Below are 22025 nucleotides of genomic sequence, written 5' to 3' on the forward strand. Positions count from 1 at the left end.
CACATTGCGCAGTCCTCAGTAGCGAAATGGAGGCCTTTGCTCGAATTGCAGAAACCACGATTTCGGGTTGCGCAATGACGTTCAGCGCATCAATCGCCCTTCATCATCGATGACGCCCAATGTCCCGAACGGCGGTTTGTTCCACTGCCAAAGAACGAGGTTCAGTTCGCCAACTGTCGCACCGGGCACGAAGCTCTGGACGAGTAGTCCAGCATATCCATCTTCCAGGAGCTGCCACGCAAGCTCGTGTGTAGGCACCGTTTCGCCCGCATACATCTTCGTCCGCCAGGCGTCGTCTGCCAGGTCCTCGGCTGACATCGCATACCTAGCAAGCGCAACATCATCCCGCGTGTCGAAAAAAGGCCCGATATCTGCTTTGTAAGCGACGAGCGTCGTCGGCTGCAGGGTTCCGACCTGATTGGCCTCACGAATAGCGGTCTCAAGCCTCAGAGAGGTATAGAGGGCTTCGACACCGCGCTTGTTGAAACGGCCGCCATGAATAGCGGCACCGTACCCTGACAGCGGCTCACGAGCATAGACGGGGTTGAGGGCTCGAAACAGAAGCCCTTTGAATCTGTCGTTGCTAAAGCGGGGGCTGGTCATGCATGGACGCCGGCATCCACAGCATCGACATATTGGAGCACTTGATCGGCCTTCCCGTCTTGAATGAGCTGCATCGCGGTCCAGCCGGAAAACCCGGCAAGCGGTGTGGATCGAAGCCAAGCATAGGCCATCAATTCCGAGCCGAAGCGCGGGGTCACCTTGTTGATGATCTCCACCATTTCCCTCAGACGGCGCTGGGTTTTGTGAGACGTCACCCGGTCTTTCCGCTGCACGGCGTCCTTACCGAGGCCAACCGTGCTCGCGACCTCTTCGGTCGTTGTATGAAGAACGGAGGCGATCTCTTTCGGGGAGAACACACCGTTTCTCGCAAATGCTGTGATTTCCATGGCATCCTCGTTCGCACATCATGGCACAATGATTTAGACGCAACATAGCGTCTAAACGAGCGGCGTTCAAGGTGGCGTCATACTGGACTTAGACGAGCAATCTCGTCCTCAAGATCTTTCAGCCGCTTGGCATCGGATATCTCCCCACGCCGGGCACCATGTGCAAGCGATGTGGACCTAGAACAGCGAGTTTTTCAGTTTTATGGCGCCGGACAATTTGCGCTCACTGGATCGGATCTGTTCGCAAAAGCGAGAGGGACGACACCATCGACCAGTCGACCCTGCACAACATCACGGGCATTTAAGGCAATAGAGCCATGGTTAGATCATGCCATGGTTCGGTGTTCCCCGTCACTCGACAAGCGCTTTGGAAAACCAGTCACGGATGGCATTTAGCGAATGTCCGCTTTGGGCCGCGTTCAGCTAACAGAGAAATGCTTCACAAAACCCGGGTCCGGCTCGACCCCAAGCCCCGGACCGCCCGGCAGGCCGACGCTCCCGCCGCTTTCCTTGACCTGTTCGCCAACGCGGAGCGGTTCTGTAAGCAACTCCTCGCGGAACCGGTTCGGCGTGGTGTCGTATTCCAGCATCGGCTGGACCGGGTGTGCTCCGCCCGGCAGGTCCGGCAGGGCGGCCAGCAGGTGCATGTTGGTGGCAACAGCTACCGCCGAGCCCCAGACATGGTTCACGATCGGCATGAAATGAGCTTCGGCCAGCGCCCGGACCTTCAGATATTCCGTGATACCGCCAAGTCCGCAGACTTCCGGCTGCAACACGTCGACGCAGCGGTTATGGATCAGGTCCCGGAAGCCCCAGCGGGTGAACTCCCCCTCCCCACCGGCAATCGGCATGTCGAGGGCGAGGCACAGATCGCGATAGCCCTGCCGGTCCTCCGGCGCGACCGGTTCCTCGAACCAGGCGACGCCGAGCCGCTCCAGCTCACGGCCGAGCGGGATGGCCTCGCGCGCCGTATAGGCGTGGTTTGCGTCCACCATCAGGCCGATATCCGGGCCGATGGCATCGCGCACCGTCTCAACCAGCGCGATATCCTCTTTTACGCCGCGCCCGACCTTCATCTTCATGGCCTTGTAGCCGGCATCGCGTATCGCCGCGCTCTCGGCCGCGAACCGTTCCTTCAGGTCCGGCACCCGTTGCAGCATCATGCCATAGCCATAGACCTGAATACGGTCGCGGAAAGCACCGCCGAGCAGCCGGTAGACCGGCACCCCGTGGATCTTTCCAGCCAGATCCCAGAGCGCGATATCGACCCCAGAGAGAGACTGGATCGGCATACCCTTCTGTCCGTGGTCCCGCAGAAGGTTGTAAACCTTGTGCCAGATCACCTCGCGCTCAAGCGGATCCATGCCGAGCACCATCGGCTGGATCACCCGTTCGACGATGGCCTTGTTGGCGAAGGCGATATCGCCACCACCGAAACACTCGCCCCAGCCAACCACCCCCTCGTCCGTGGTGATCTCCACCAGATGGGTCGTGCGCTTCAGATAATATTGCTGGGAATAGCCGAGCTCTTCATCGAGATCGTACTGGAGCACATGGCTCCGGATGCCGGTGATCTTCATGAGCGACAGACCTGCAGTGTTGCCAACCCTGAAAGCCTAGATCATCCGGGATCACATAGGCCACGCGCTTTTCACGGGACGGTCCAGCTCCCGGCGAGAGGCGGCCACACCGGACCGCCCCATAAGATCATTCAGGCCGGAACATCATACGCAGTGATCGTCATGTCCGCCGCTTCCTCGCGCAACGGAATGATCGCCTGATAGGCATCCGAAGCGTACCAGGCTTTCAGATCCTGCATGCTCGGGAAGGAGGCAATGCCGGTCGCCTGATGAGTGGCGGAACTGCCGGTCAGAACCTCGCCAACCTTGCCGCGCAACACCATTTCACCGCCGAACGGCTTGAAGGTTTCCGCAGCTTTCTTTGAATAGTCCTGCATCTTTGCCGGGTCCTTGACCGCGACCACAGCCACAAAAAACGCCGTCATGAATATCTCCTCATTCCCTGAACGCTCGACAAGATTTGTCGGGCACGTTATGTACAGGTGTGGATAAAACATGCGTGTAGCTTTTTGTCCATACCTGTACAAAAATTTTTTCGTGAGTGATTTTGGCCCGACCGAGCAAATTCGACAGAGACGAAGCCGTCGATACAGCGATGGAAATCTTCTGGCAGGACGGCTATGAGGCTTGTTCAGCCAAGGCGCTTTCCGAACGTCTCGGGATCACCCGGTCAAGCTTCTACAACGCCTTCGGCAGCCGCGAAGAACTGTTCCGCGAGGCACTGACCCGCTATGGCGAGCAAGCGCCGGACCGGGCTTTTGCAAGAGACCCTGCTTCAGCGGGCAGCGTCCGCCGGCTGATCACGCAGACGTTCCGCGCCGCATGTCACGCACGCGCCACCGACCCCGATGCCAAAGGCTGTTTCGCAATTAAAAGCGTCGCCGAACTCTGCAACCGTGACGAAGCGCTTGGCCCGTTACTTGATGAGATGATCCAGGCCAATGTCGCACGACTGGAACGATTGCTTGAATTCGGTAAGGCGACCGGCGAGCTCCCTTCCGAACTCGACCCTCATGCCACCGCACTTGCCATCAAGACCGTTCTGGTCGGCCTCAACGTCGTCTGCAAGGTGATCCGCGAGGAAGGCGAACTCTGGCTCTCGGCCCGCACCGCCCTCAAAGCCCTCGACCTGCTTGAGGAAGATACAGCGCCGTGACGTGATGTTTCGTGTCACACCTTCCTGCCGTCCGGTCTCTAAACTTTCAGACCAACGACGGAGCGACGGACATGCCCCTGAATGAACCCGGTACGAAAACCCTGAACAATCTAGCCGAACAGGCCAGAACCGGAGACAAGAGCGCCCTAGAAGCTTTGATACGCGCTTCACAGGATTCCCTCTACACCCTAGCACTGCGCTTTCTCGCCAATCCCGACGACGCACGGGACGCAACGCAGGAAATCCTGACTATCCTGGTCACCCGGCTCTCAACCTTTGAGGGGCGCAGCGCCTTTCGCACCTGGGCCTACAGGATTGCCGTCAATTACCTGCTGCGCTCCCGCAAGATCCAGAGCCGCACCCTGACCCTGAGCTTCAAGGCCTTCGAAGAAGATCTGCATGCGGGCCTGGTCGAGAACCCGGCTCCGGCAGCGGATGATGTTGCCATGCTCGGCGAACTCCGGATCGCCTGTACCATGGCCATGCTGCTCTGCTTGGATGTCGAGCACCGGATCGCCTTCGTGCTTGGAGAAATCCTCGAGCTCGGTCACCGAGAGGCAGCGGACGTGCTGGAGATCGCACCCGCTACGTACCGTAAACGTCTGTCCCGTGCCCGCACAGAGGTCATTGCCTTCTCCGGCCGGGTCTGCGGGCTCGCCAATCCGACGGCGCAATGCACCTGCCCGCGCCGTCTTCCTGAAGCGCTTCGCCTCGGGCGTCTCAACAGATCGCGCCCCCTCACGAACGGCGCTGAAGACGGCGACTACGCTGATGTCCTGGCCCGAACCCGCGATATGGAACGGGATCTGGCCACACTCTGCCTGCAAAAGAGTCCCGCGCGATTTAGCTCTCCCGGGGACCTCGCAGCCACAGTGCGCTCCATCGTCACAGAGCAGAAGCTCCACTAAACATTCGCGCCCTCTGAACAGTACCCGTCCGTTGACGCGGGCCCGACCGACATTCAGCGCGCGCCGGTTTGTGCTGCTCCTGCACGCGTACCTTGAATGCAGCATATGAAGGAACTCAGACCATGGAAGACAAGCAAGCCGTTCTCTCGACTATCCTGACCATGACAGCCAATCTTGAGAAAGGCGATCTGGACGGTGTCATGGCGTCCTACGAACCAGGCGCCTCCATCCTGTTCGAACCGGGCCAGCCAGTTGCAGACGCAACCGCCGCCCGGCAGATCTTCGGTGACCTCGCGGCCACCAAACCGGCCGTTCACTACGGGGAGCATGAAGTCTATGTCACCGGCGACATGGCTGTGCATCTTGCCCCCTGGGGCATGCGGGGTACCGCTCCCGGCTGCGAGGACGTCACCATGGGCGGCCTCACTGTTGCCGTCCTGCGGCGCCAACCGGATGGCAAGTGGTTGATGCTGTTCGACAACCCACACGGCGCCCATGGGCTTGAGACGGCAAAAGCAGAATAGAAGCCGATCAGCTCGGGCCGCTCGTCACCCTCGACGGGCGGCCCGGGCACTGCGCCGGGTTGCCAGCAGCAGGTTGGTCTCAGAATTCGCGATGCCTTCGATCAGTCTGATACGGCGCAGCACATCATCGAAATCCGTGAGGGTTTCGGCGCCGATTTCGGCAATCAGATCCCACTTGCCGTTCGTACTGTGAACCGCGCCAACCTCACCTATGCCAGTGAGCTGACGGACCACATTCTCCGTCCCGCGCCCCTCGATCTCGATCAGCATGATGCCGCGTACCGGCATTTCTGACGCATCCCCGCGCAGCACCACCGTGTAGCCGAGCACATGGCCGTCTCGCTCCAAGCGTTCCAGCCGGCTACGCACCGTGGCGCGCGACACCCCTACCGTGGCGGCAAGCTCCGATATCCCTGCCCGCCCGTCCCGGCGCAGCGCGGCGATCAGTTTCTGATCAACAGCATCCATGTTTCATATCGCCATATAGAGATGACCATTTTGATCATATCATGGATCAAATTGCGCAAATTGCCATCTATTTTGCGCCAGAGACTTGTCCACATACTGAACCAAGTTCGATGCGGACAGATAACCCGCACGATTTCTTGGAGTCGAGAATGACTGATCCCCGTTCCTGCGTTCTTGTCGGCGCCCCCGTTCAGATCGGGGCCGGCCAGCCGGGCTGCCTCATGGGACCAGACGCGTTCCGTACCGCCGGGCTCGGCCGGGCGCTGGAAAGTCTCGGTCACTCTGTCGAGGATCTCGGCAATTGCACGGCGGCACCGCTTCCAGAACGCAACCACCCGAACAAGGCGATCAAGAACCTGACCGAAACAGCAGGCTGGGTGGAAACACTCACCGAAGCGGCCTATCAGGCAAAACAGAACGGACGCACGCCGATCTTCCTCGGTGGTGATCACGCCCTGGCGGCCGGAACGCTTCCCGGCATTGCACGGGCGGCCCGTGACGAAGGCCGTGAACTCTTCGTGCTCTGGCTCGACGCCCATACCGACTATCACGATCTGGACAGCACCGGGAGCGGCAACCTGCATGGCGTCCCTGTTGCCTACTTCACCGGCCGCGACGGCTTTGACGACTACTTCCCCGCGCTGGATGTGCCGGTGAAGCCCGAAAACGTGACCATGATGGGCATCCGTTCCGTCGATCCGGCAGAGCATCTCGCACTGGTGAAACAGCCGATTGAAGTGATCGACATGCGCGCCATCGACGAGCATGGCGTCAACATCCTTCTGAAAGACTTCCTGGCCAGGGTCGAAGCGGCGGACGGCATCATTCATGTCAGCCTCGACGTCGACTTCCTCGATCCCGAGATCGCGCCTGCGGTCGGCACAACAGTGCCCGGCGGCGCGACCTTCCGCGAAGCGCATCTGATCATGGAAAAGCTGAACGATTGCGGGCGCGTCGGCTCCCTTGATCTGGTCGAGCTGAACCCGTTTCTCGACGAGCGCAGCAAGACAGCGCGCCTGATGGTCGATCTGACAGCGAGCCTCTTCGGCCGCAAGGTCATGGACCGGCCGACCCGCTCTTTCTGATTTCATTTTTATCTGGCCGAGGAGAAGCGTCATGACAGCCGTTGCAGCAGACTTCATCGCTACCGAACAGCGCCTCGGCGCACACAATTACAAGCCGCTGGACGTGGTGTTGTCCCGGGGCGAAGGCGTGCATGTCTGGGACGTGGACGGCAAGCAGTATCTCGACTGCCTGTCCGCTTATTCGGCGGTTAACCAGGGTCACTGCCACCCGAAGATCTTGGAGGCGATGGTCGAGCAGGCAAAACGCATAACCCTGACCTCCCGTGCCTTTCATAATGACCAGCTCGCCGGTTTCTACGAGGACATCGCCCGGCTGACCGGCTCCCACAAGGTGCTGCCGATGAATTCCGGCGCCGAGGCGGTTGAGTCCGCCATCAAAGCGGTCCGCAAGTGGGGTTATGAGCAGAAGGGCGTCGAGGAGAACCAGGCCGAAATCATCGTCTTCTCCAACAACTTCCACGGCCGCACCATCGGTGTTGTCGGTTTCTCCACCGATCCGGTCGCACGCGGCGGCTTCGGTCCGTTCGCGCCGGGCTTCCGTGTGGCCAAGTTCGGCGACATCACCGCTTTCGAGGAGGCGATCACACCAAACACCGTGGCCGTGCTGATCGAACCGATCCAGGGTGAGGCTGGCGTGATCATTCCGCCCTCAGGCTACCTGAAGCGGATGAGGGAGCTCTGCACCGAGCACAATATCACGCTGATCCTCGACGAGATCCAGTCCGGCCTCGGTCGCACCGGCAAGATGCTGGCGGAAGAGCATGAGGAGATCGAAGCGGACGTGACACTGGTTGGCAAGGCGCTGTCCGGCGGCTTCTACCCGGTTTCGGCCGTACTTTCGAATACCGAGGTTCTCGGTGTGTTGCAGCCGGGCCAGCATGGCTCAACCTTCGGCGGCAATCCGCTGGCATGCGCCATCGCCCGGGCCGCGCTCGACGTACTGGTGAGCGAGGGCATGATCGAGAACTCTGCAGAGCAAGGCGCCTATTTCAAAGCTGGGCTAGAAGATATCCGCTCGAACGCGGTGAAGGAGATCCGGGGCCGGGGCCTGATGCTGGCGGTCGAGCTGCAGCCGGAAGCGGGCGGGGCCAAAAAATACTGCGAGGCCCTGAAAGAGCGCGGCATTCTGGCGAAAGACACGCACGAGCATTCAATCCGTATCGCCCCACCGCTGGTGATCACCCGCGATCAGGTCAACTGGGCGCTGGAGCGTTTCCAGGACGTGCTGACCAACATTCACTGATTGGCGGATGAACCGCGCGCCAGCATTCGGAGTCCGAAGAGACCCGGCTCAGGATGCCGGATGCGGTAGACAGGGATGGCCGCGAGATAGTCAGCCATCCTCCCTTCCCCATTGAAATGCGCTCGAAACAGATCTTCACGAAAATCATTACCGGCGTGCCCCAGCACACCGCCGGTCAGATAGACGCCACCGCGCGCCCCGACCGTCAGGGCCGCATTCGCGGCAACAGCGCCAAGAAAGGATGAAAACTGGTCCAGCGCCTCCCGTGCAACCGGGCAGCCCGTATCGGCCAGCCTCGCCGTAACGTCTTCACCTTGCACCACTCGAATGCCGGCGTCGTTCGCCTCCGCAACGGCATTGAACAATGCCGCAAGCCCTGCGCCGGAAAGGACGGTCTCCGCCGAGACGGGACCATCACGGCGAAGCACCTGGTGAAGCTCGGATCCCGACTCATCCCGACACGGCAAGTCGACATGACCGCCCTCGCCATCAAGTATCGCCCAACCTCCCTCGGCCGGAACCACAGCGCCGACGCCAAGCCCGGTACCGGGACCGAGCACGAGTTTTGGCGCCGCTCCGTTGTTCGCTCCCGTCTGGACTGTCAGCAGATCCTTATCGGAGAAATGGGGCAACGCCGCAGCAACGGCGGAAAAATCATTCATCAGCCGGAACCGGTCCCAGCCAAAGCGCTCTGCAACAGCGCGGCGGGAGAAGCTCCAGGGACAGTTGGTCAACTTGCACCGGTCACCCGATACGGGCCCCGCCACAGCCAGAAAGGCGGAGACCGGCCAGGCTGTATCAGGCAGGCTTTCGAGGTACCGGTCGAGAACAGATTCCAGTCCTGGGTGATCCGCAGTCCTGAACCGGGCCTCGGCTTCGACAGACGTGCCGTTTGTCAGGGCAAGGCGCAAGTTCGTCCCGCCCAGATCGCCGATCAATGTCCTTGCCGTCATGCACTACCAGTCGCGCCACGCGCGAACCGTCCCTATAGATTTCGCACGCACGAGGTACCGGAAGCCGTCATTCTATGCAACTGTGACGCAGTGACGGCTCCCGGCCCAACAGACGAGGCTTCAGGCTTTGACACTGCACGGGATAGCGCACTTCTGACGGAGGCGTGATTTCACACGCACGGCTAGAACAGGCATATGCATACCCTTGGTGAAATCGGGAAACATCAATGGAAAGCATCTACTACGTCCTCTCCTGGGCCTGTCACCGGCGCTGCAAGCATTGCTATGAAGAGCGCTTCCGCCCCTATGTCCGTGACGAGTTGAAAGCGGTCGTCAGCACGGCGGAGGAGAATTTCCCGAGGATCATCCGAAACCTGCCGGAACGCCTTACTTATCTCGACCTCGAACAGCCGGACGACAATGCGCCGGGCGGTTATGTCGAGCGGAACAGCCGGATCATCGTCTCCGGTGGTGAAGTGCTGATCGATCCGGTACGAGAGGCCATCCTCTATCCCGCGCTGGAAATGATCAGGGACAAATACAAGGCGCAAGGTGGCGTCAGGGTGGTAGTCCAGACCACCGGCGACCTGCTCACCGAAAAAATCATCGACGAGCTTCTGGAGCGCGGCGTCTACATGATTTCGGTCGCGGGTATGGATGATTTCCACGTCGGCATGGAGGGAGAGAAGCGGGTTCCGCTTCAGGAACAATTGACACAATGGTTCAAGGCGGCCGACATGCGCGACTTCGTGCATGAACCTTCCAAGCGCGCATGGGAAGATGATGGACCGGCTTATTCCTTCTTCGGCGCGACGGAGGATGCCTGGATCGGTAAGATCTGGCCGCGCGGCCGCGCCTGGAAGAACGGCCTTTCGAAAGCCACCATCAGCGACAATTTCTGCAATGTCTGGTCGGGCGGACTGAATTTCCTGAATCGGCGCTATTCCGGATCGGAGGTCTCCATCGATCCGAACGGCGACGTCTTCCCCTGTTGCCTGAAGACCAAGGCACCGCTCGGCAACCTTACGGAAGAGCCGCTGGATGACATCATCGACAGCCTGGTCGGCCACCCGGCCTTCGAGGCAATCTCGATGGGCCATCCGGAGCGCATGGGCATCGCCCATGGCTGGGATGTCGAGACGTTCTTGAAGAAGTCAGAGACTATCACCGTAAAAGGCGAGCCCTATCGCAACCTTTGCATCGGCTGCGACCGGTTCCACACCGAAGTGCTGGCTGGTGTGCTCGATACGGCACGGCACCAGCGGCTCTCGGCAAGAAACCAGGACGCGGCCGACTAAATTCGCAGGCCGCTCGCCGCCAGCAAGACTGTGTAGACACTTTTTGTTGCGGTGATGAAAAGCCGATTTCTCTTCGGTCCACCAAAGCAGAGGTTCGAGACGATTTCCGGGATGAGTATCTTTCCGATGAGCATTCCGTCCGGAGCGTAGCAATGCACTCCGTCTGCGGCGCTCGTCCATAAGCGGCCCTTGTTGTCGAAACGGAACCCGTCGAAAACGCCGGCCTCGCATTCGGCAAAGACCTCCCCGCCCCGGAGCCGGTTATCGTCCGTGACGTCGAACACGCGAATATGCTTCGGCGCTCCCGGATAGCGCGTCGCCCCGCTGTCTGCGATATAAAGTTTCGTCTCATCGAGCGAGAAGGCGAGACCGTTCGGGCAAGTAAAGTCGTCAGTGAGCTGGGTGATCACGCCCGTTCCGCCGTCGATCCGGTAGACGTGCTGCCCACCGATTTCTTCCTCGCTCTCGAAACCTTCATAGTCGGATTCAATGCCGTAGGCCGGGTCCGTAAACCAGATCGATCCGTCCGATTTCACGACCACATCGTTCGGGCTGTTGAGCCGCTTGCCTTCGAACTGGTCCGCAAGCGTTTCGATTGAGCCGTCGTGGTTCATGCGCGTGACGCTCCGGCTACCATGCTCGCAACAGATCACCCGGCCCTCACGATCGAGGGTACTGCCGTTCACATTGGCTCCCTCATTAAGGCGGAACTCTCCGACAGCACCGCTGCATTCGTCCCAGCGCAAACGGCGATCATTGGGGATATCGCTCCAGATGAGGGACTTATAGGCCGGGACATAGACCGGGCCCTCGGTCCATTTCCCGCCGGTCCAGATCTGCTCGACCGTCTCGATCGTCTTGACGCATCGGCTGAACCGCTCGTCACGGATCTCGTAGTCACTGGCACTCATTCTTATTTCCTCCCCACACGAAGCCCACAGCTTTCCCACCTAGAAGAAAACCGCAGCCTTCCCATTGTCTCCACAAATCGGCAGGCTCGCCACGACAAAAGAAGTTCAAAAAGGGAGGGGAACGATGGAACACCGCTACGATGCAACAGCACTCTCAGCTTTCGCCACGGGTCTTTTCGAAGCAGCGGGACTGAATGCAGACAAGGCTTCGACGATTGGCTCCCTTCTGGTTGAAGCCGATCTCATGGGCCACACAACCCATGGCCTGCAACTCTGTGCGCCTTACCTGAAAGCGCTTGAGGAAGGCACAATGCTCAAGGAAGGTGGCCCGGAAATATTGAGCGACCGGGGCGCTGTCGCAACCTGGGACGGCCGCCGTCTGCCCGGCGTATGGCTCACCGCACGCGGGGTCGATCTTGCCGTCGAACGGGCGAAGACCTACGGCACCGCAAGCATCGCCATCCGGCGCAGCCATCACATTGCCTGCCTTGCGGTTTTCCTCGAACGGGCGACGCGGGAAGGCTGCATGGTCCAGATCGCCTGCTCAGACCCCGCCGTCGCCAGCGTGGCTCCCTATGGCGGAACCGAGCCTCTCTTCACGCCAGACCCGATTGCAGTGGGCATCCCCACCAGCGGCGATCCGATCCTGATAGACACAAGTGCCTCGATCACCACGAACGGACTGACCGGCCGGCTGCAAAATGAGGGCAAGAAACTGCCCGGCAAATGGGTTCAGGATGCGGATGGCGCTGCAACTGACGACCCGGGCGTCCTGTTCACCGACCCTCCGGGCACGATTCTGCCAATAGGCGGTCAGGGATACGGGCATAAGGGGTACGGTCTGGCGCTGATGATCGAAGCTCTGACGCAAGGGCTCGCCGGGCATGGCCGTGCGGACCCGGCGGATGGCTGGGGTGCCGGCGTACATATTCAGGTGTCAGACCCAACCGCCTTCTCCGGCAGAGACGCCTTTAATCGACAGATTGATCATATTGTTGAAAAATGTCTCACCAACAAACCCGCCACTCCAGGCACCCCGGTGCGCCTGCCAGGGCAGAACGCAATCCGGAAACGCCGTACCGCCGAGGAAAACGGCCTCCAGCTCTATCCCGGAATCATGGAGGCGCTGAAACCCTGGGCGAAGAAATACAATATAGCCCTGCCTTCACAATGGACCCCCTGATAGGGCGGCCCGAGCCTAGCAAGTCACAGTCAAGTATGCTGCAGTGCAGAAAGATTCTTTGGAGTTGCGCCCTCAAGATCTTGCCATGACAATTTGAGCCTGCAATGCTGCCATTCCTAATCGGTCAGGACAGTCAGTCCAACGGAAGCGACGCACCTAATCCCATCCTCGCCTCGCGACCTAGAAACCGGCCTAACGAACAGGAGTGGACATGAGAAAACTTCTTGCAGCTTCGGCGCTATCGCTGGTGGCTTTGGCTTCGGCGACCCCGGCAGCCTTCGCCGGCAAAGCCGACGACACGCTGAACATTGTCTGGGAACGCGAACTGGAGAATGTCGACAGCTATTTCAACACCGCGCGTGAAGGCATCATCGTCTCCCGCATGACCTGGGACGCCTTGTTGTACCGTGACCCGGCGACGATGGCCTACAAGCCGTTGATCGCGAAATCCTACAAATGGGTCGACGACACCACGCTGGAATTCGAACTGAACGAAGGCCTCACCTTCCACGATGGTGAAGAGCTTGACGCCGACGATGTGGTGTTCACCTACAACTGGGTTTCCAACCCGGACAACGGTGTGAAGACCCAGCGCAATGTCAACTGGATCAAGAGCGCGAAGAAGCTCGGCAAATATAAAGTCCAGGTGATGTTGAAAGCGCCGTTCCCGGCAGCTCTGGAATTTGTCGCCGGCTCTGTGTCTATCTATCCGAAGGATTATTACGAGAAGGTTGGCCCGAAAGGCATGGCGCTGAAGCCTGTCGGCTCCGGACCCTACAAGATCACGGAACTCGAGCCCGGCCGTAAGATTGTCTGGGAAAAATTCGACGGCTACATGCAAGGCAGCCCGAAAGGTACGCCGGCAATCGGTAAGATCGTCCAGCGCACCATTCCGGAACGCAACACGCAGATCGCCGAGTTGCTCTCGGGCCGTGCTGACTGGATGTGGCGGGTTCCCGCCGATCAGGCCGACCGCCTGAGTTCATCGGGACGCGTTCAGATCGTCAATGAGCAGACCTTCCGCATCGGCTACATCACCATGGATGCAGCGGGGACCACCGGTGACACTCCGCTGAAAGATGTGCGTGTGCGTCAGGCGATCTCCCATGCCATCGACCGTGAAGGCATCGTCAAGGCGCTGGTTCGAGGTAAATCCGCTGTCGTCGACGCTGCCTGCTTCCCGAGCCAGGTTGGTTGCACGGCCGCAGTCCAGAAGTACGCATACGATCCGGCCAAGGCCAAAGCCCTGCTCGCAGAAGCCGGATATCCGGACGGGTTCAGCATCGACTTTTATGCCTACCGCAACCGTGATTATGCCGAAGCGATGGCCGGTTTCCTTGGACAAGTCGGCATCAAGACCAACTTCAACTACCTGAAGTATGCGGCGCTGCGTGACAAGATCCGGGGCAAGGAAGTGCCGATGGCCTTTATGACCTGGGGCTCTTATTCGATCAACGATGTCTCGGCGATCACCAGCCACTTCTTTACCCACGGTAAGGACGATCTAGCCCTTGATCCGAAGGTTAAAGAGAATCTGGTCATTGGAGATACCACTGTCGACCTGGCAGTGCGCAAGGAAGCCTATGGCAAGGCTCTGAATATGATTTCGGAGAATGCGTACTGGCTGCCGCTCTGGTCGTACAACACGAACTACGCTTTCTCGAATGACGTGAACTTCACCCCGACATCCGACGAAATTCCGCGGTTCTTCACGGCGTCCTGGAAGTAATCCAAACATTTTAACCCCGTCCCCACAGCTATGGGGGCGGGGCATATAACGAAGGATCAGGATGTGCCGCGAGCACTGGAACCTGGCCATACCGGATATTGAGATATGCTGGTCTATACCCTGAAACGATTGTTTCTGGCCTTTCTCGTCGCTTTGACGGTTTCGGCCATAACTTTCTCGCTTACATACCTCGCAAGCGACCCGGCAACAGCTATGGCCGGGGAGACCGCGAGCGACGCGGATATCGAATATATTCGGACGCTCTACGGTTTCGACCGGCCAATCACCGTCCAGTATCTGGAATGGGCTGGAAAAGCGATACAGGGCGATTTCGGAGAAAGCTTTTACTTCAAGATTCCGGTGTCCACTCTGCTGTTCGAGCGCTTGCCCGTTTCCATGACCCTAGGGGTCAGCGCCATTAGCTTTGCGATCATCCTGTCAATCCCGCTTGGCGTACTCGCCGCCATCCGGCCGAACAGTTTTCTCGACCGCATGGCGCTCGGGATTTCCGTTGTCGGGCAGGCCATGCCGAGCTTTTGGTTGGCACTGCTGCTGATCCTGATATTCGGGGTCAATCTCAATCTTCTGCCGATCACCGGATCCGAGACCTGGAAGCATTTCATCCTGCCGACGATCGTGCTCGGCTATTACGCAACACCGGCGATTATGCGTCTGACCCGGACAGGGATGCTCGAAGTGCTCGGATCCGACTATATCCGTACCGCCCGGGCCAAGGGCTTGTCCCTGCCTGTCATCCTCTTCAAGCATGCCCTGCGTAATGCGGTGATCCCTGTGGTCTCTCTCGCAGCCGTACAATTCGGCTTCATGCTTGGCGGCTCCATCGTTATCGAAAGCATCTTCGCTCTGCACGGGGCCGGTTACCTTGCTTGGGAATCCATCGGCCGGAACGATCTGCCCGTTGTGCAGGCCGTCGTGCTGGTTTTCTCGCTTTTCTACATCGTCCTGACATTTCTCTCGGATCTGCTGAATGCCTGGCTCGATCCGCGCATCCGGGTGGGCTAAGACAATGACCACAACAATCGCAAATCGAGGCCTGCCCGCCGCCGAAGACATTGTCGGGCCGACGCCGGGACAACAGATGCGGCGCCGCATTTTCGGCCATTTTGGACTGCTGTTCGGCGGCACCATTCTCGGCATCATGTTCCTCATGGCCATTCTGGCTCCACTCATAGCGCCGCACGACCCGTATCTGCAGGAACTGCTCGGACGCATGCAGCAACCGGTCTGGATGAGTGGAAACTGGGATCACATCCTTGGCACAGACCATCTGGGACGGGATTTTCTGACCCGCCTGATGTACGGCGCCCAAATCTCATTGCTGATCGGTTTCGCCGCCGCCCTCATCTCTGGCGTCATCGGGACCGCCCTTGGCGTCGCGGCCGGCTACTTCGGCGGCCGCGTGGACATGGTCGTCACCTTCCTGATAACGGTTCGCCTGTCCATGCCGGTGGTTCTGGTCGCCCTTGCTGTGGTTGCCCTGATCGGCGGATCACTGACAGTCGTTATCAGCGTTCTCGGACTACTGCTCTGGGACCGTTTTGCGGTCGTCATGCGCTCCGCGACCATGCAGATCCGGCAGATGGACTATGTCGCTGCCGCAAAGGCAGTCGGTTGCTCAACCCCGCGCATCCTGTTGACCGAGATCCTGCCGAACATCGTGAATAGCTTGATCGTGGTTGTGACTCTGGAAATGGCGCATGCCATCCTGCTCGAAGCAGCTCTGTCCTTCCTCGGCATGGGCGTCCAGCCGCCAATGCCTTCCTGGGGACTGATGGTCTCCGAAGGCAAAGAGCAGATCTATTTCGAGGCCTGGATGATCACCATCCCGGGCATCGCTCTGTTCCTCCTCGTGCTGGCAATCAATCTTGTTGGCGACGGTATCCGAGACGTTACCGCGCCGGAGCACAGGAATTGATGCAAGCCCCCCGAATTCCCCTGAATGGAGCGCAGCATGTCAGCCGTTCTTGAAATCAGCGGCCTTACGGTCGACATCCCGGTCGCGGCGGGCGATCTGCATGCCGTACGTGGCATTGACTTTTCTGTCGACAAGGGCGAAACGCTCTGCATCGTCGGCGAGTCCGGCTGCGGCAAATCCCTCACCTCCCTGTCGATCATGAGTCTGCTGCCGAAGCAGGCAAAGATCAACGCGGCCAAGATGGAATTTGCTGGCACCGATCTGCTCAGCCTGAAGGAACGCGAACTGGCGGCAATACGCGGCAACCGGATGGCGATGATCTTCCAGGAGCCTATGACCTCGCTGAACCCGTCCTACACCATCGGCAACCAGTTGATGGAACCGTATCTCCGGCACAAGAAGTCGAGTGACAAGGAAGCCCGCGAGCGCGCGATCTATCTGCTGGAGCGGGTTGGTATCACAGCGGCGGCCAGCCGCCTCTCCCAATATCCGCACCAGCTTTCCGGCGGGTTGCGCCAGCGCGTCATGATCGCCATGGCGCTGATGTGCGACCCCGAGCTGATCATCGCTGACGAGCCGACTACGGCGCTCGACGTCACCATTCAGGCGCAGATCCTGCACCTGCTGGCGGAGCTGCGAAACGAGTTCAACTCGGCCCTGATCCTGATCACCCATGATCTCGGCGTCGTCGCCCGGGTCGCGGACAAGGTGGCGGTAATGTATGCGGGCAAGATCGTCGAGGCCGGCACGGTCGAGGAAATCTTCAATCAGCCTCTGCACCCTTATACGCAAGGCCTGATCAATTGCATTCCGGTACCGGGCAAGACCGCGCGCGGCTCCCGCCTCGGCTCCATCCCCGGCATCGTCCCGACACTGATCGGCGACATCGCGGGATGCAGCTTCCGCAACCGTTGCGGCTTCGCCCATCACGCATGCGATACCAAAGATCCGTTCCACACGCTGAACCCTGGGCGCGGTTACCGCTGCACCCTTGATGTGACCGCGTGTGAAGCCAATGCGAAGGAGCTGGTGTCGGCATGACCGGACAGACCCCGCCCCCCGTCCTCGAAATGCGGGACGTCACGAAGACCTATATGATCCGCCGCGGCATCTTCAGCCCGAAGCAGCCGCTCCATGCGGTGAACGGAATCTCCCTGAAGATCAATAAAGGCGATGTTCTCGGCCTGGTCGGGGAATCCGGCTGCGGCAAGTCGACTCTGGCCAAGATTCTGCTCGGCCTCGAATTGCCGAGCACGGGCGAGATCTTCATCGATGGAGAGACTGCCCACCAGAGCGGCGACCGGAAAGCAATCTCCCGCCGCATTCAGCCGATCTTCCAGGACCCTTATTCCTCACTCAACCCGCGCAAGACAATCGGCTCCATCGTCTCGCTGCCGTTGCGGGTGCACAAGGTGGGCGATCCGTCGACCTGGCGGAAAGCCGTCGAGGACATCCTGGATATCGTCGGCCTGCCGCGCCGGGTCTACGACAGCTATCCGAACCAACTTTCCGGCGGCCAGCGTCAGCGCGTCGCCATCGCCCGCGCACTCATCATGAAACCGGAAATCGTCATTTGTGACGAGCCGACTTCCGCGCTCGACGTCTCCGTACAGTCACAGATTCTCAACCTGTTGATGGACCTGCGCGAAGAGCTGAACCTCACCTATGTCCTGATCAGTCACAACCTGGCTGTGGTCGAGCATATCGCAACCAAGGTGGCGGTTATGTATCTCGGCCGGATCGTCGAGGAAACAGGCACGGACAAGCTGTTCGAGGCGGCACGGCATCCCTACACCAGCGCCCTACTCAGTTCCGTGCTGACACCGGAGCCCGGCCTCGGTGTTCCGGACAGCGGTCTCGGCATCGCCTTTCCAAACCCGATCAACCCGCCGAGCGGATGCACCTTCCATCCGCGCTGTGCCAAGGCATTCGGCCCATGCTCGATGGACAAGCCGTCGATCATCAAGGATACCGACGGTCACGTGGAGTGTCATTTGTACGCCTGAGGCGCCGAACGGCTGAATGACGGATGCTTTACCGGACCCTGACTCCTGACGACTTCAATGACGCATTGGCGCTGTATCGGGAATTGTCCGGAACGCAGCCGGTCGCGGACGGCGATTTCGGCCGTGACCGTTTCAAGGAACTCCTCAATCGCGACGGCACCGCAATTTACGGCGCCGAGACAAACGGGCGCATTGTCTCCATGGCCACACTCCACCTGATGCCAAACATGACTTATGGCGGCCGCCCCTATGCGCTTGTGGAGAATGTCGTGACCCTGAAGACACGTCAGGGAGAGGGTATTGGACGTGGCGTGATGACCGCACTGATCGATGCGGCGTGGGCTGCCGATGCCTATAAGGTCATGTTGCTGACCGGACGACGCGCCGAGGCACGCGGTTTCTATGAAAAACTAGGGTTCGATGGAGACGAAAAGCACGGGATGATCCTGCGCAAAGCCTAGCTCTCCGCATGATTTTCCTGACCACGTCACGCCCTTGTCATGCTCTCCCGCTAAGGTTCCGGTCCCTCCTTCAGATATCTTTCCCGGAACCGTCATGCCCCTCATCTTCGCGACCTACAATATCCAGTTCGGCCTCGGCCAGGACGGTACGTTCGATACCGGCCGCATTGCCGACGCAGTATCCGACGCGGACATCATCTGTTTTCAGGAAGTAGTACAGAACTGGCCACGGGACGATTACGAGGATCAAGCCGCCAGCATCGCGGAGCGGTTGAACCTGTTTTACGTTTTCGGCTCCAGCTTCAACGTGGATGGCAGTTTCCGGGACGAGAACGGCAAAGTCGTTAACCGGCGCCGGACTTTTGGCAACATGGTGGCAAGCCGCTGGCCGATCACGGCATCCCGCACCCTGCACCTGCGCAAGAAACCGTCCCCGGGCGTGTTCGATCTGCAGCGCTGCGCCGTCGAGGCCATCGTCGACATTCCGTCTGGCCCAATCCGGGTCTACAGCACCCATCTGGCGCATCAAGCGCCGTCACACCGGATGCCCCAGGTCGAGGCGCTGAGAGAATACATCTTCCGCGCCCCCTACGAGGGCGGCCCGATCGACGGCCCGCACCCGCTGCCGCCAGAATCGGCTTTCGATTGGACGGAAGGCCTGGAGTTCGTGCCGGCGCCGCACTCCGCCATCCTGGCCGGCGACCTGAACTGCCGCCCGACATCGGAGGAATACGCCCACCTATGTGGCCGGCCCGATTCAAAACGCGGACGAACCCGGCATTACGACCAGCTGGTTGATAGCTGGGTTGCCGCAGGTAACGATGAGGAAGGCGTCTCGACCATTTATCAACGGAACGGCGACTTCAAGATCGACCATGTGCTGACAACCGATGATCTCGCGCAGAAAGTGACCAGGAGCTGGGTCGCGACAGATGAGACAGCTTCCGACCATTATCCGGTTTTTGTCGAATTTGACTTCTGACCGGCAAGGCGATTGGCGGCGGGGTCCGTTGAACGGCTTTCCTCCCAGGCGCGCCTGAGGCTCCCGCCATCGCCCTCGAACCGTTCGTCTAGCGACGTGCATTCATGCATCCGGTCCGGCCGGAAATGCCGGAAGTCCTTCCGTAACCGGCACCAGGCCGCCAAAACGGCTACCTCGGCATAGTAGATCAAGGCAATCGGCAAGACCTTGCGCCGGGTCAGGCTGCCTGCATCGTCCGCATAGACGATCTGCAAGGCACGCTCTTCACGTATCGCCGCCCGAATTTCCGGTAGCAGATCCAGATCCGGTGCCCCCCAGCTGCTCGTCAGCAGGGCTTCACTGAGCGGTGTGGCGGCGTTGAGCTTGCGCGCCGCACGCGCCGCCGCCTGCTTCAGCCCCGCATCACCCGTCCGCGCCAGCATGGACAGTCCGACGGAGATGGCCTCCGCCTCCTCGATATCGAAATTGATCGGCGGCAGGTCATAGCCACGCTGCAGGACGTAGCCAATGCCGGGCTCGCCCGCGACCGGTATACGCATGGACTGAAGCGTGGAAATATCGCGATATATCGTCCGGACCGAGACCTCAAGCTGTTCGGCAAGGCGCGCTGCGATGACCGGAGCACGGGCTCCACGCAGAATCTGGATGATCTCGAACAATCTGTCAGTAGGGCGCATTAATGGATGCCTTTCATACTGAAAAATAACAAATCATTCCTGACAGCATGTTGTCAGTAGGCAATTGATATTGAGTGGCCAGCCCAGTTATCCCACCGAGGAAATCCCGCCATGCTTATCAGTCTGTCCGCCCCGTCGCCGCGCCTTCGAGGCATCGGCCTTGTCGGCATCTCCGTCCTGTTCTTCAGCACTGCCGGCCTGTTCACAAAAGGGGTGCCCGAGGACGCCTGGACCATTGTCTTCTGGCGCGGCCTGACTGCTGCCGGCGTCACATTCGGCTATCTGCTGATGACCAGCGGTTTGCGTCGGGAGCTTGCAAGCTTCGGCTGGCCTGCCCTTTTTGTCAGCCTGCTCGGGGCGAGCGGGTCGGCCGCTTTCATTGCTGCCTTCAAACTCACCAGCATCGCCAATGTCGCCCTGATCTACGCCACCGTGCCATTTCTGGCCGCGATCCTCGCCTGGGTTTGCCTGCGGGAGCGGCCAACCCGCAGAACACTCCTTGCCAGCTGTGCGACAATTGCAGGGGTTGTGATCATCTTTGGGGGATCGATAGGCGGCACCAGTCCTACAGGAGATCTGCTGGCACTCTGGATGACCTTCACGCTGGCAGGCTCGATGGTGGTCTACCGCAGATGGCCAGAGACGTCCGCAGCAATTCCCTCGGCCCTCTCTTCCATCGTGCTGCTTCCCATCGCGCTGATAGTAGCCGCCCCGCTCAATGCGGCGCCCGAATTCATGCCTGCCATGGCTGCTTTCGGTCTCGTTTTCGCGGTCTCATCAATCGCGCTGATGGCCGGCGCGCGGCTTCTACCCTCCGCCGAGACCGCCTTGCTCAGCGCTCTGGAAACGCCCGTTGCGCCGCTGCTGGCATTTCTGTTTCTGGCCGAAGTGCCGCCGACAGCGACCTTTATCGGTGGTGGCATGATCCTATTTGCCGTTCTCTGGTCCCAATGGCCCCGGAAGTAACCGCCAGCATCAGGTCTCGGCGCGCTTCCGCCGTGCGACCGCTTCGCGATGTGCGATATAGGAAATACTGCCGACGATGATTGCCGCCCCGATCCAGGTAAAAATCTCCGGCACCTCACCGAAGATCGCAAAGCCGATCAGGGCGGACCAGACCAGTTGCACGAACTTGATAGGCTGGATCGCTGACATCTCCGCGACCTTGAATCCCTGCGTCATCAAAAGATGTCCAAGCGTCGCCAAACCGGCTGTGACAAATACCAGTGCGAGTTCCTCAACGGTCGGCGTGCGCCAGACATAAAGGGCTGGAATGAAGGTGAAAATGGTCACAAAAACAGACAAGTAAGCGACCACTGCGGCGCCTGTTTCCGTCGCTGTCAGTTTCTTGGCAACGATGTCGGCAAAGGCAAAGATAGGCGCAGCCAGCAACATGGCAATCGCGCCCGGATCGACCACCTCAAAACCCGGCCGGATGATGACAAGGGCGCCGAAGAGTCCGATCACGATCGCCACAATCCGTCGCAGACGGATAACCTCTCCCAGAAACAAAGCTGCCAGCAGCGTGGTATAGACTGGTGCCGTGAAGCCCATTGCCGTGACTTCGGCCAAAGGCATCCGCGTCATGGCATAAAACCAGAGCAAAACACCGGTACCATGCAGGAACCCGCGCAGGGCATGCATAGGCAGCTTGGCTCCCCGCAGGTCCGACGGTCGCAGTCTCAGGAAGAAGGGCGCCATGAACAGAAGTGCGAAGGCATAGCGCAGAAACCCGGTCTGGATAGGATCCAGCGTAGCGCCAACATAGCGCACGATTGCCATAAAGCAGGAAAACACCAATCCCGAAAGGGCAATCCAGATCATGCCCTGGACATTGGGCGGAATGGCGTTAAAGCGGGATTTCATATCCCTGAAGAAGGTCAAAAACATATTGTCCATTTGGAAACAATAACGGGCCTATGTCTATCATTACTCCCGTCAAAGGAAATGACAAAGTCGGCGGTTACCGGGACGA

General features: G+C 59.7%; 24 protein-coding genes. 15 read left to right on the forward strand and 9 right to left on the reverse strand.

Going from position 1 to position 22025, the window contains the following annotated elements; all coding sequences use genetic code 11:
• Positions 1-81: 81 nt before the first annotated feature.
• The 4 genes from ABJ076_RS08235 to ABJ076_RS08250 form a co-directional block, all read right to left on the reverse strand.
• Complete coding sequence (locus ABJ076_RS08235) at positions 82-603, reverse strand: RES domain-containing protein (protein WP_348193635.1); 522 nt, start codon at positions 601-603, stop codon at positions 82-84.
• On the reverse strand, positions 600-950 hold the full coding sequence (locus ABJ076_RS08240) for an MbcA/ParS/Xre antitoxin family protein (RefSeq protein WP_348193633.1): 351 nt from the start codon (positions 948-950) through the stop codon (positions 600-602). Before ABJ076_RS08240 ends, ABJ076_RS08235 begins: the two co-directional genes overlap by 4 nt.
• A 419-nt stretch (positions 951-1369) precedes the next feature.
• A complete protein-coding gene (locus ABJ076_RS08245; protein ID WP_348193631.1) occupies positions 1370-2530 on the reverse strand; it encodes a mandelate racemase/muconate lactonizing enzyme family protein in 1161 nt (386 codons plus the stop codon).
• 131 nt (positions 2531-2661) lie between these two features.
• Positions 2662-2955, reverse strand: coding sequence for a DUF1330 domain-containing protein (locus ABJ076_RS08250; RefSeq protein WP_348193629.1), 294 nt, complete (start codon positions 2953-2955; stop codon positions 2662-2664).
• A 122-nt stretch (positions 2956-3077) separates the two neighbouring features.
• Here ABJ076_RS08250 and ABJ076_RS08255 point away from each other — a divergent pair, with 122 nt between their 5' ends.
• The 3 genes from ABJ076_RS08255 (at position 3078) to ABJ076_RS08265 (ending at position 5118) form a co-directional block, all read left to right on the forward strand.
• On the forward strand, positions 3078-3686 hold the full coding sequence (locus ABJ076_RS08255; protein ID WP_348193627.1) for a TetR/AcrR family transcriptional regulator: 609 nt from the start codon (positions 3078-3080) through the stop codon (positions 3684-3686).
• Between the two features lie 71 nt (positions 3687-3757).
• Entirely contained in the window at positions 3758-4594 is an 837-nt protein-coding gene (locus tag ABJ076_RS08260) for an RNA polymerase sigma factor (protein ID WP_348193626.1), read from the forward strand.
• Between the two features lie 122 nt (positions 4595-4716).
• Positions 4717-5118, forward strand: coding sequence for a nuclear transport factor 2 family protein (locus ABJ076_RS08265; protein ID WP_348193624.1), 402 nt, complete (start codon positions 4717-4719; stop codon positions 5116-5118).
• Positions 5119-5142: 24 nt separating this feature from the next.
• On the opposite strand, the gene ABJ076_RS08270 is transcribed toward ABJ076_RS08265, so the two are convergent.
• Positions 5143-5586 (reverse strand): Lrp/AsnC family transcriptional regulator, encoded by a 444-nt coding sequence (locus ABJ076_RS08270; RefSeq protein WP_348193623.1) that lies wholly within the window; start codon positions 5584-5586, stop codon positions 5143-5145.
• 149 nt (positions 5587-5735) lie between these two features.
• On the opposite strand from ABJ076_RS08270, the gene rocF reads away from it, so the two are divergent.
• Entirely contained in the window at positions 5736-6671 is a 936-nt protein-coding gene (gene rocF / locus ABJ076_RS08275) for an arginase (RefSeq protein WP_348193621.1), read from the forward strand.
• A 31-nt stretch (positions 6672-6702) separates the two neighbouring features.
• Positions 6703-7914, forward strand: a complete 1212-nt coding sequence (gene rocD / locus ABJ076_RS08280) for an ornithine--oxo-acid transaminase (RefSeq protein WP_348193619.1) — start codon at positions 6703-6705, stop codon at positions 7912-7914.
• On the opposite strand, the gene glk is transcribed toward rocD, so the two are convergent.
• Positions 7908-8867, reverse strand: a complete 960-nt coding sequence (gene glk, locus ABJ076_RS08285) for a glucokinase (RefSeq protein ID WP_348193617.1) — start codon at positions 8865-8867, stop codon at positions 7908-7910. The genes rocD and glk overlap by 7 nt on opposite strands.
• A 227-nt stretch (positions 8868-9094) precedes the next feature.
• Here glk and ABJ076_RS08290 point away from each other — a divergent pair, with 227 nt between their 5' ends.
• Positions 9095-10165 (forward strand): radical SAM protein, encoded by a 1071-nt coding sequence (locus ABJ076_RS08290; RefSeq protein ID WP_348193615.1) that lies wholly within the window; start codon positions 9095-9097, stop codon positions 10163-10165.
• Here ABJ076_RS08290 and ABJ076_RS08295 read toward each other — a convergent pair.
• Positions 10162-11076: an SMP-30/gluconolactonase/LRE family protein gene (locus ABJ076_RS08295; RefSeq protein WP_348193613.1), complete on the reverse strand. Its 915-nt coding sequence runs from the start codon at positions 11074-11076 to the stop codon at positions 10162-10164. The genes ABJ076_RS08290 and ABJ076_RS08295 overlap by 4 nt on opposite strands.
• A gap of 124 nt (positions 11077-11200) precedes the next feature.
• Between ABJ076_RS08295 and ABJ076_RS08300 the strand changes: the two genes are divergently transcribed.
• The 8 genes from ABJ076_RS08300 (at position 11201) to ABJ076_RS08335 (ending at position 19373) form a co-directional block, all read left to right on the forward strand.
• On the forward strand, positions 11201-12259 hold the full coding sequence (locus tag ABJ076_RS08300) for an Ldh family oxidoreductase (RefSeq protein WP_348193611.1): 1059 nt from the start codon (positions 11201-11203) through the stop codon (positions 12257-12259).
• 211 nt (positions 12260-12470) lie between these two features.
• Positions 12471-13988, forward strand: coding sequence for an ABC transporter substrate-binding protein (locus tag ABJ076_RS08305; protein WP_348193609.1), 1518 nt, complete (start codon positions 12471-12473; stop codon positions 13986-13988).
• 105 nt (positions 13989-14093) lie between these two features.
• Complete coding sequence (locus tag ABJ076_RS08310) at positions 14094-15011, forward strand: ABC transporter permease (protein ID WP_348193607.1); 918 nt, start codon at positions 14094-14096, stop codon at positions 15009-15011.
• A 4-nt stretch (positions 15012-15015) separates the two neighbouring features.
• A complete protein-coding gene (locus ABJ076_RS08315) occupies positions 15016-15924 on the forward strand; it encodes an ABC transporter permease (protein WP_348193605.1) in 909 nt (302 codons plus the stop codon).
• A 36-nt stretch (positions 15925-15960) separates the two neighbouring features.
• Complete coding sequence (locus ABJ076_RS08320) at positions 15961-16965, forward strand: ABC transporter ATP-binding protein (protein WP_348193603.1); 1005 nt, start codon at positions 15961-15963, stop codon at positions 16963-16965.
• Complete coding sequence (locus ABJ076_RS08325) at positions 16962-17930, forward strand: oligopeptide/dipeptide ABC transporter ATP-binding protein (protein ID WP_348193601.1); 969 nt, start codon at positions 16962-16964, stop codon at positions 17928-17930. The genes ABJ076_RS08320 and ABJ076_RS08325 overlap by 4 nt, the downstream gene beginning before the upstream one ends.
• Before the next feature lie 23 nt (positions 17931-17953).
• Entirely contained in the window at positions 17954-18391 is a 438-nt protein-coding gene (locus tag ABJ076_RS08330; RefSeq protein WP_348193599.1) for a GNAT family N-acetyltransferase, read from the forward strand.
• A gap of 94 nt (positions 18392-18485) precedes the next feature.
• Positions 18486-19373, forward strand: a complete 888-nt coding sequence (locus ABJ076_RS08335) for an endonuclease/exonuclease/phosphatase family protein (protein ID WP_348193597.1) — start codon at positions 18486-18488, stop codon at positions 19371-19373.
• Here the strand turns inward: ABJ076_RS08335 and ABJ076_RS08340 are convergent.
• Positions 19343-20050, reverse strand: a complete 708-nt coding sequence (locus ABJ076_RS08340; protein WP_348193596.1) for a YafY family protein — start codon at positions 20048-20050, stop codon at positions 19343-19345. The genes ABJ076_RS08335 and ABJ076_RS08340 overlap by 31 nt on opposite strands.
• Positions 20051-20161: 111 nt before the next feature.
• On the opposite strand from ABJ076_RS08340, the gene ABJ076_RS08345 reads away from it, so the two are divergent.
• Positions 20162-21016, forward strand: a complete 855-nt coding sequence (locus tag ABJ076_RS08345; protein ID WP_348193594.1) for a DMT family transporter — start codon at positions 20162-20164, stop codon at positions 21014-21016.
• A 9-nt stretch (positions 21017-21025) separates the two neighbouring features.
• Here ABJ076_RS08345 and ABJ076_RS08350 read toward each other — a convergent pair whose 3' ends face one another.
• Positions 21026-21940, reverse strand: coding sequence for a DMT family transporter (locus tag ABJ076_RS08350; RefSeq protein ID WP_348193592.1), 915 nt, complete (start codon positions 21938-21940; stop codon positions 21026-21028).
• Positions 21941-22025: the final 85 nt, after the last annotated feature.

Origin of the sequence: Nisaea sp. (genome assembly GCF_039990255.1) — a bacterium.
In the GTDB taxonomy this organism is placed as follows: Bacteria; Pseudomonadota; Alphaproteobacteria; order Thalassobaculales; family Thalassobaculaceae; genus Nisaea.

Bases quoted from the DNA above. Each gene is read 5' to 3' on its own strand.
- ABJ076_RS08340 (WP_348193596.1), bottom strand. From the start codon at position 20,050: ATGCGCCCTACTGACAGATTGTTCGAGATCATCCAGATTCTGCGTGGA.
- ABJ076_RS08260 (WP_348193626.1), top strand. From the start codon at position 3,758: ATGCCCCTGAATGAACCCGGTACGAAAACCCTGAACAATCTAGCCGAA.
- ABJ076_RS08330 (WP_348193599.1), top strand. From the start codon at position 17,954: ATGCTTTACCGGACCCTGACTCCTGACGACTTCAATGACGCATTGGCG.
- ABJ076_RS08320 (WP_348193603.1), top strand. From the start codon at position 15,961: ATGTCAGCCGTTCTTGAAATCAGCGGCCTTACGGTCGACATCCCGGTC.
- ABJ076_RS08245 (WP_348193631.1), bottom strand. From the start codon at position 2,530: ATGAAGATCACCGGCATCCGGAGCCATGTGCTCCAGTACGATCTCGAT.
- ABJ076_RS08235 (WP_348193635.1), bottom strand. From the start codon at position 603: ATGACCAGCCCCCGCTTTAGCAACGACAGATTCAAAGGGCTTCTGTTT.
- ABJ076_RS08295 (WP_348193613.1), bottom strand. From the start codon at position 11,076: ATGAGTGCCAGTGACTACGAGATCCGTGACGAGCGGTTCAGCCGATGC.
- ABJ076_RS08265 (WP_348193624.1), top strand. From the start codon at position 4,717: ATGGAAGACAAGCAAGCCGTTCTCTCGACTATCCTGACCATGACAGCC.
- rocD (WP_348193619.1), top strand. From the start codon at position 6,703: ATGACAGCCGTTGCAGCAGACTTCATCGCTACCGAACAGCGCCTCGGC.
- ABJ076_RS08350 (WP_348193592.1), bottom strand. From the start codon at position 21,940: ATGTTTTTGACCTTCTTCAGGGATATGAAATCCCGCTTTAACGCCATT.
- ABJ076_RS08240 (WP_348193633.1), bottom strand. From the start codon at position 950: ATGGAAATCACAGCATTTGCGAGAAACGGTGTGTTCTCCCCGAAAGAG.
- ABJ076_RS08335 (WP_348193597.1), top strand. From the start codon at position 18,486: ATGCCCCTCATCTTCGCGACCTACAATATCCAGTTCGGCCTCGGCCAG.
- ABJ076_RS08250 (WP_348193629.1), bottom strand. From the start codon at position 2,955: ATGACGGCGTTTTTTGTGGCTGTGGTCGCGGTCAAGGACCCGGCAAAG.
- ABJ076_RS08310 (WP_348193607.1), top strand. From the start codon at position 14,094: ATGCTGGTCTATACCCTGAAACGATTGTTTCTGGCCTTTCTCGTCGCT.
- ABJ076_RS08290 (WP_348193615.1), top strand. From the start codon at position 9,095: ATGGAAAGCATCTACTACGTCCTCTCCTGGGCCTGTCACCGGCGCTGC.
- rocF (WP_348193621.1), top strand. From the start codon at position 5,736: ATGACTGATCCCCGTTCCTGCGTTCTTGTCGGCGCCCCCGTTCAGATC.
- ABJ076_RS08305 (WP_348193609.1), top strand. From the start codon at position 12,471: ATGAGAAAACTTCTTGCAGCTTCGGCGCTATCGCTGGTGGCTTTGGCT.
- ABJ076_RS08325 (WP_348193601.1), top strand. From the start codon at position 16,962: ATGACCGGACAGACCCCGCCCCCCGTCCTCGAAATGCGGGACGTCACG.
- ABJ076_RS08345 (WP_348193594.1), top strand. From the start codon at position 20,162: ATGCTTATCAGTCTGTCCGCCCCGTCGCCGCGCCTTCGAGGCATCGGC.
- ABJ076_RS08270 (WP_348193623.1), bottom strand. From the start codon at position 5,586: ATGGATGCTGTTGATCAGAAACTGATCGCCGCGCTGCGCCGGGACGGG.
- glk (WP_348193617.1), bottom strand. From the start codon at position 8,867: ATGACGGCAAGGACATTGATCGGCGATCTGGGCGGGACGAACTTGCGC.
- ABJ076_RS08315 (WP_348193605.1), top strand. From the start codon at position 15,016: ATGACCACAACAATCGCAAATCGAGGCCTGCCCGCCGCCGAAGACATT.
- ABJ076_RS08300 (WP_348193611.1), top strand. From the start codon at position 11,201: ATGGAACACCGCTACGATGCAACAGCACTCTCAGCTTTCGCCACGGGT.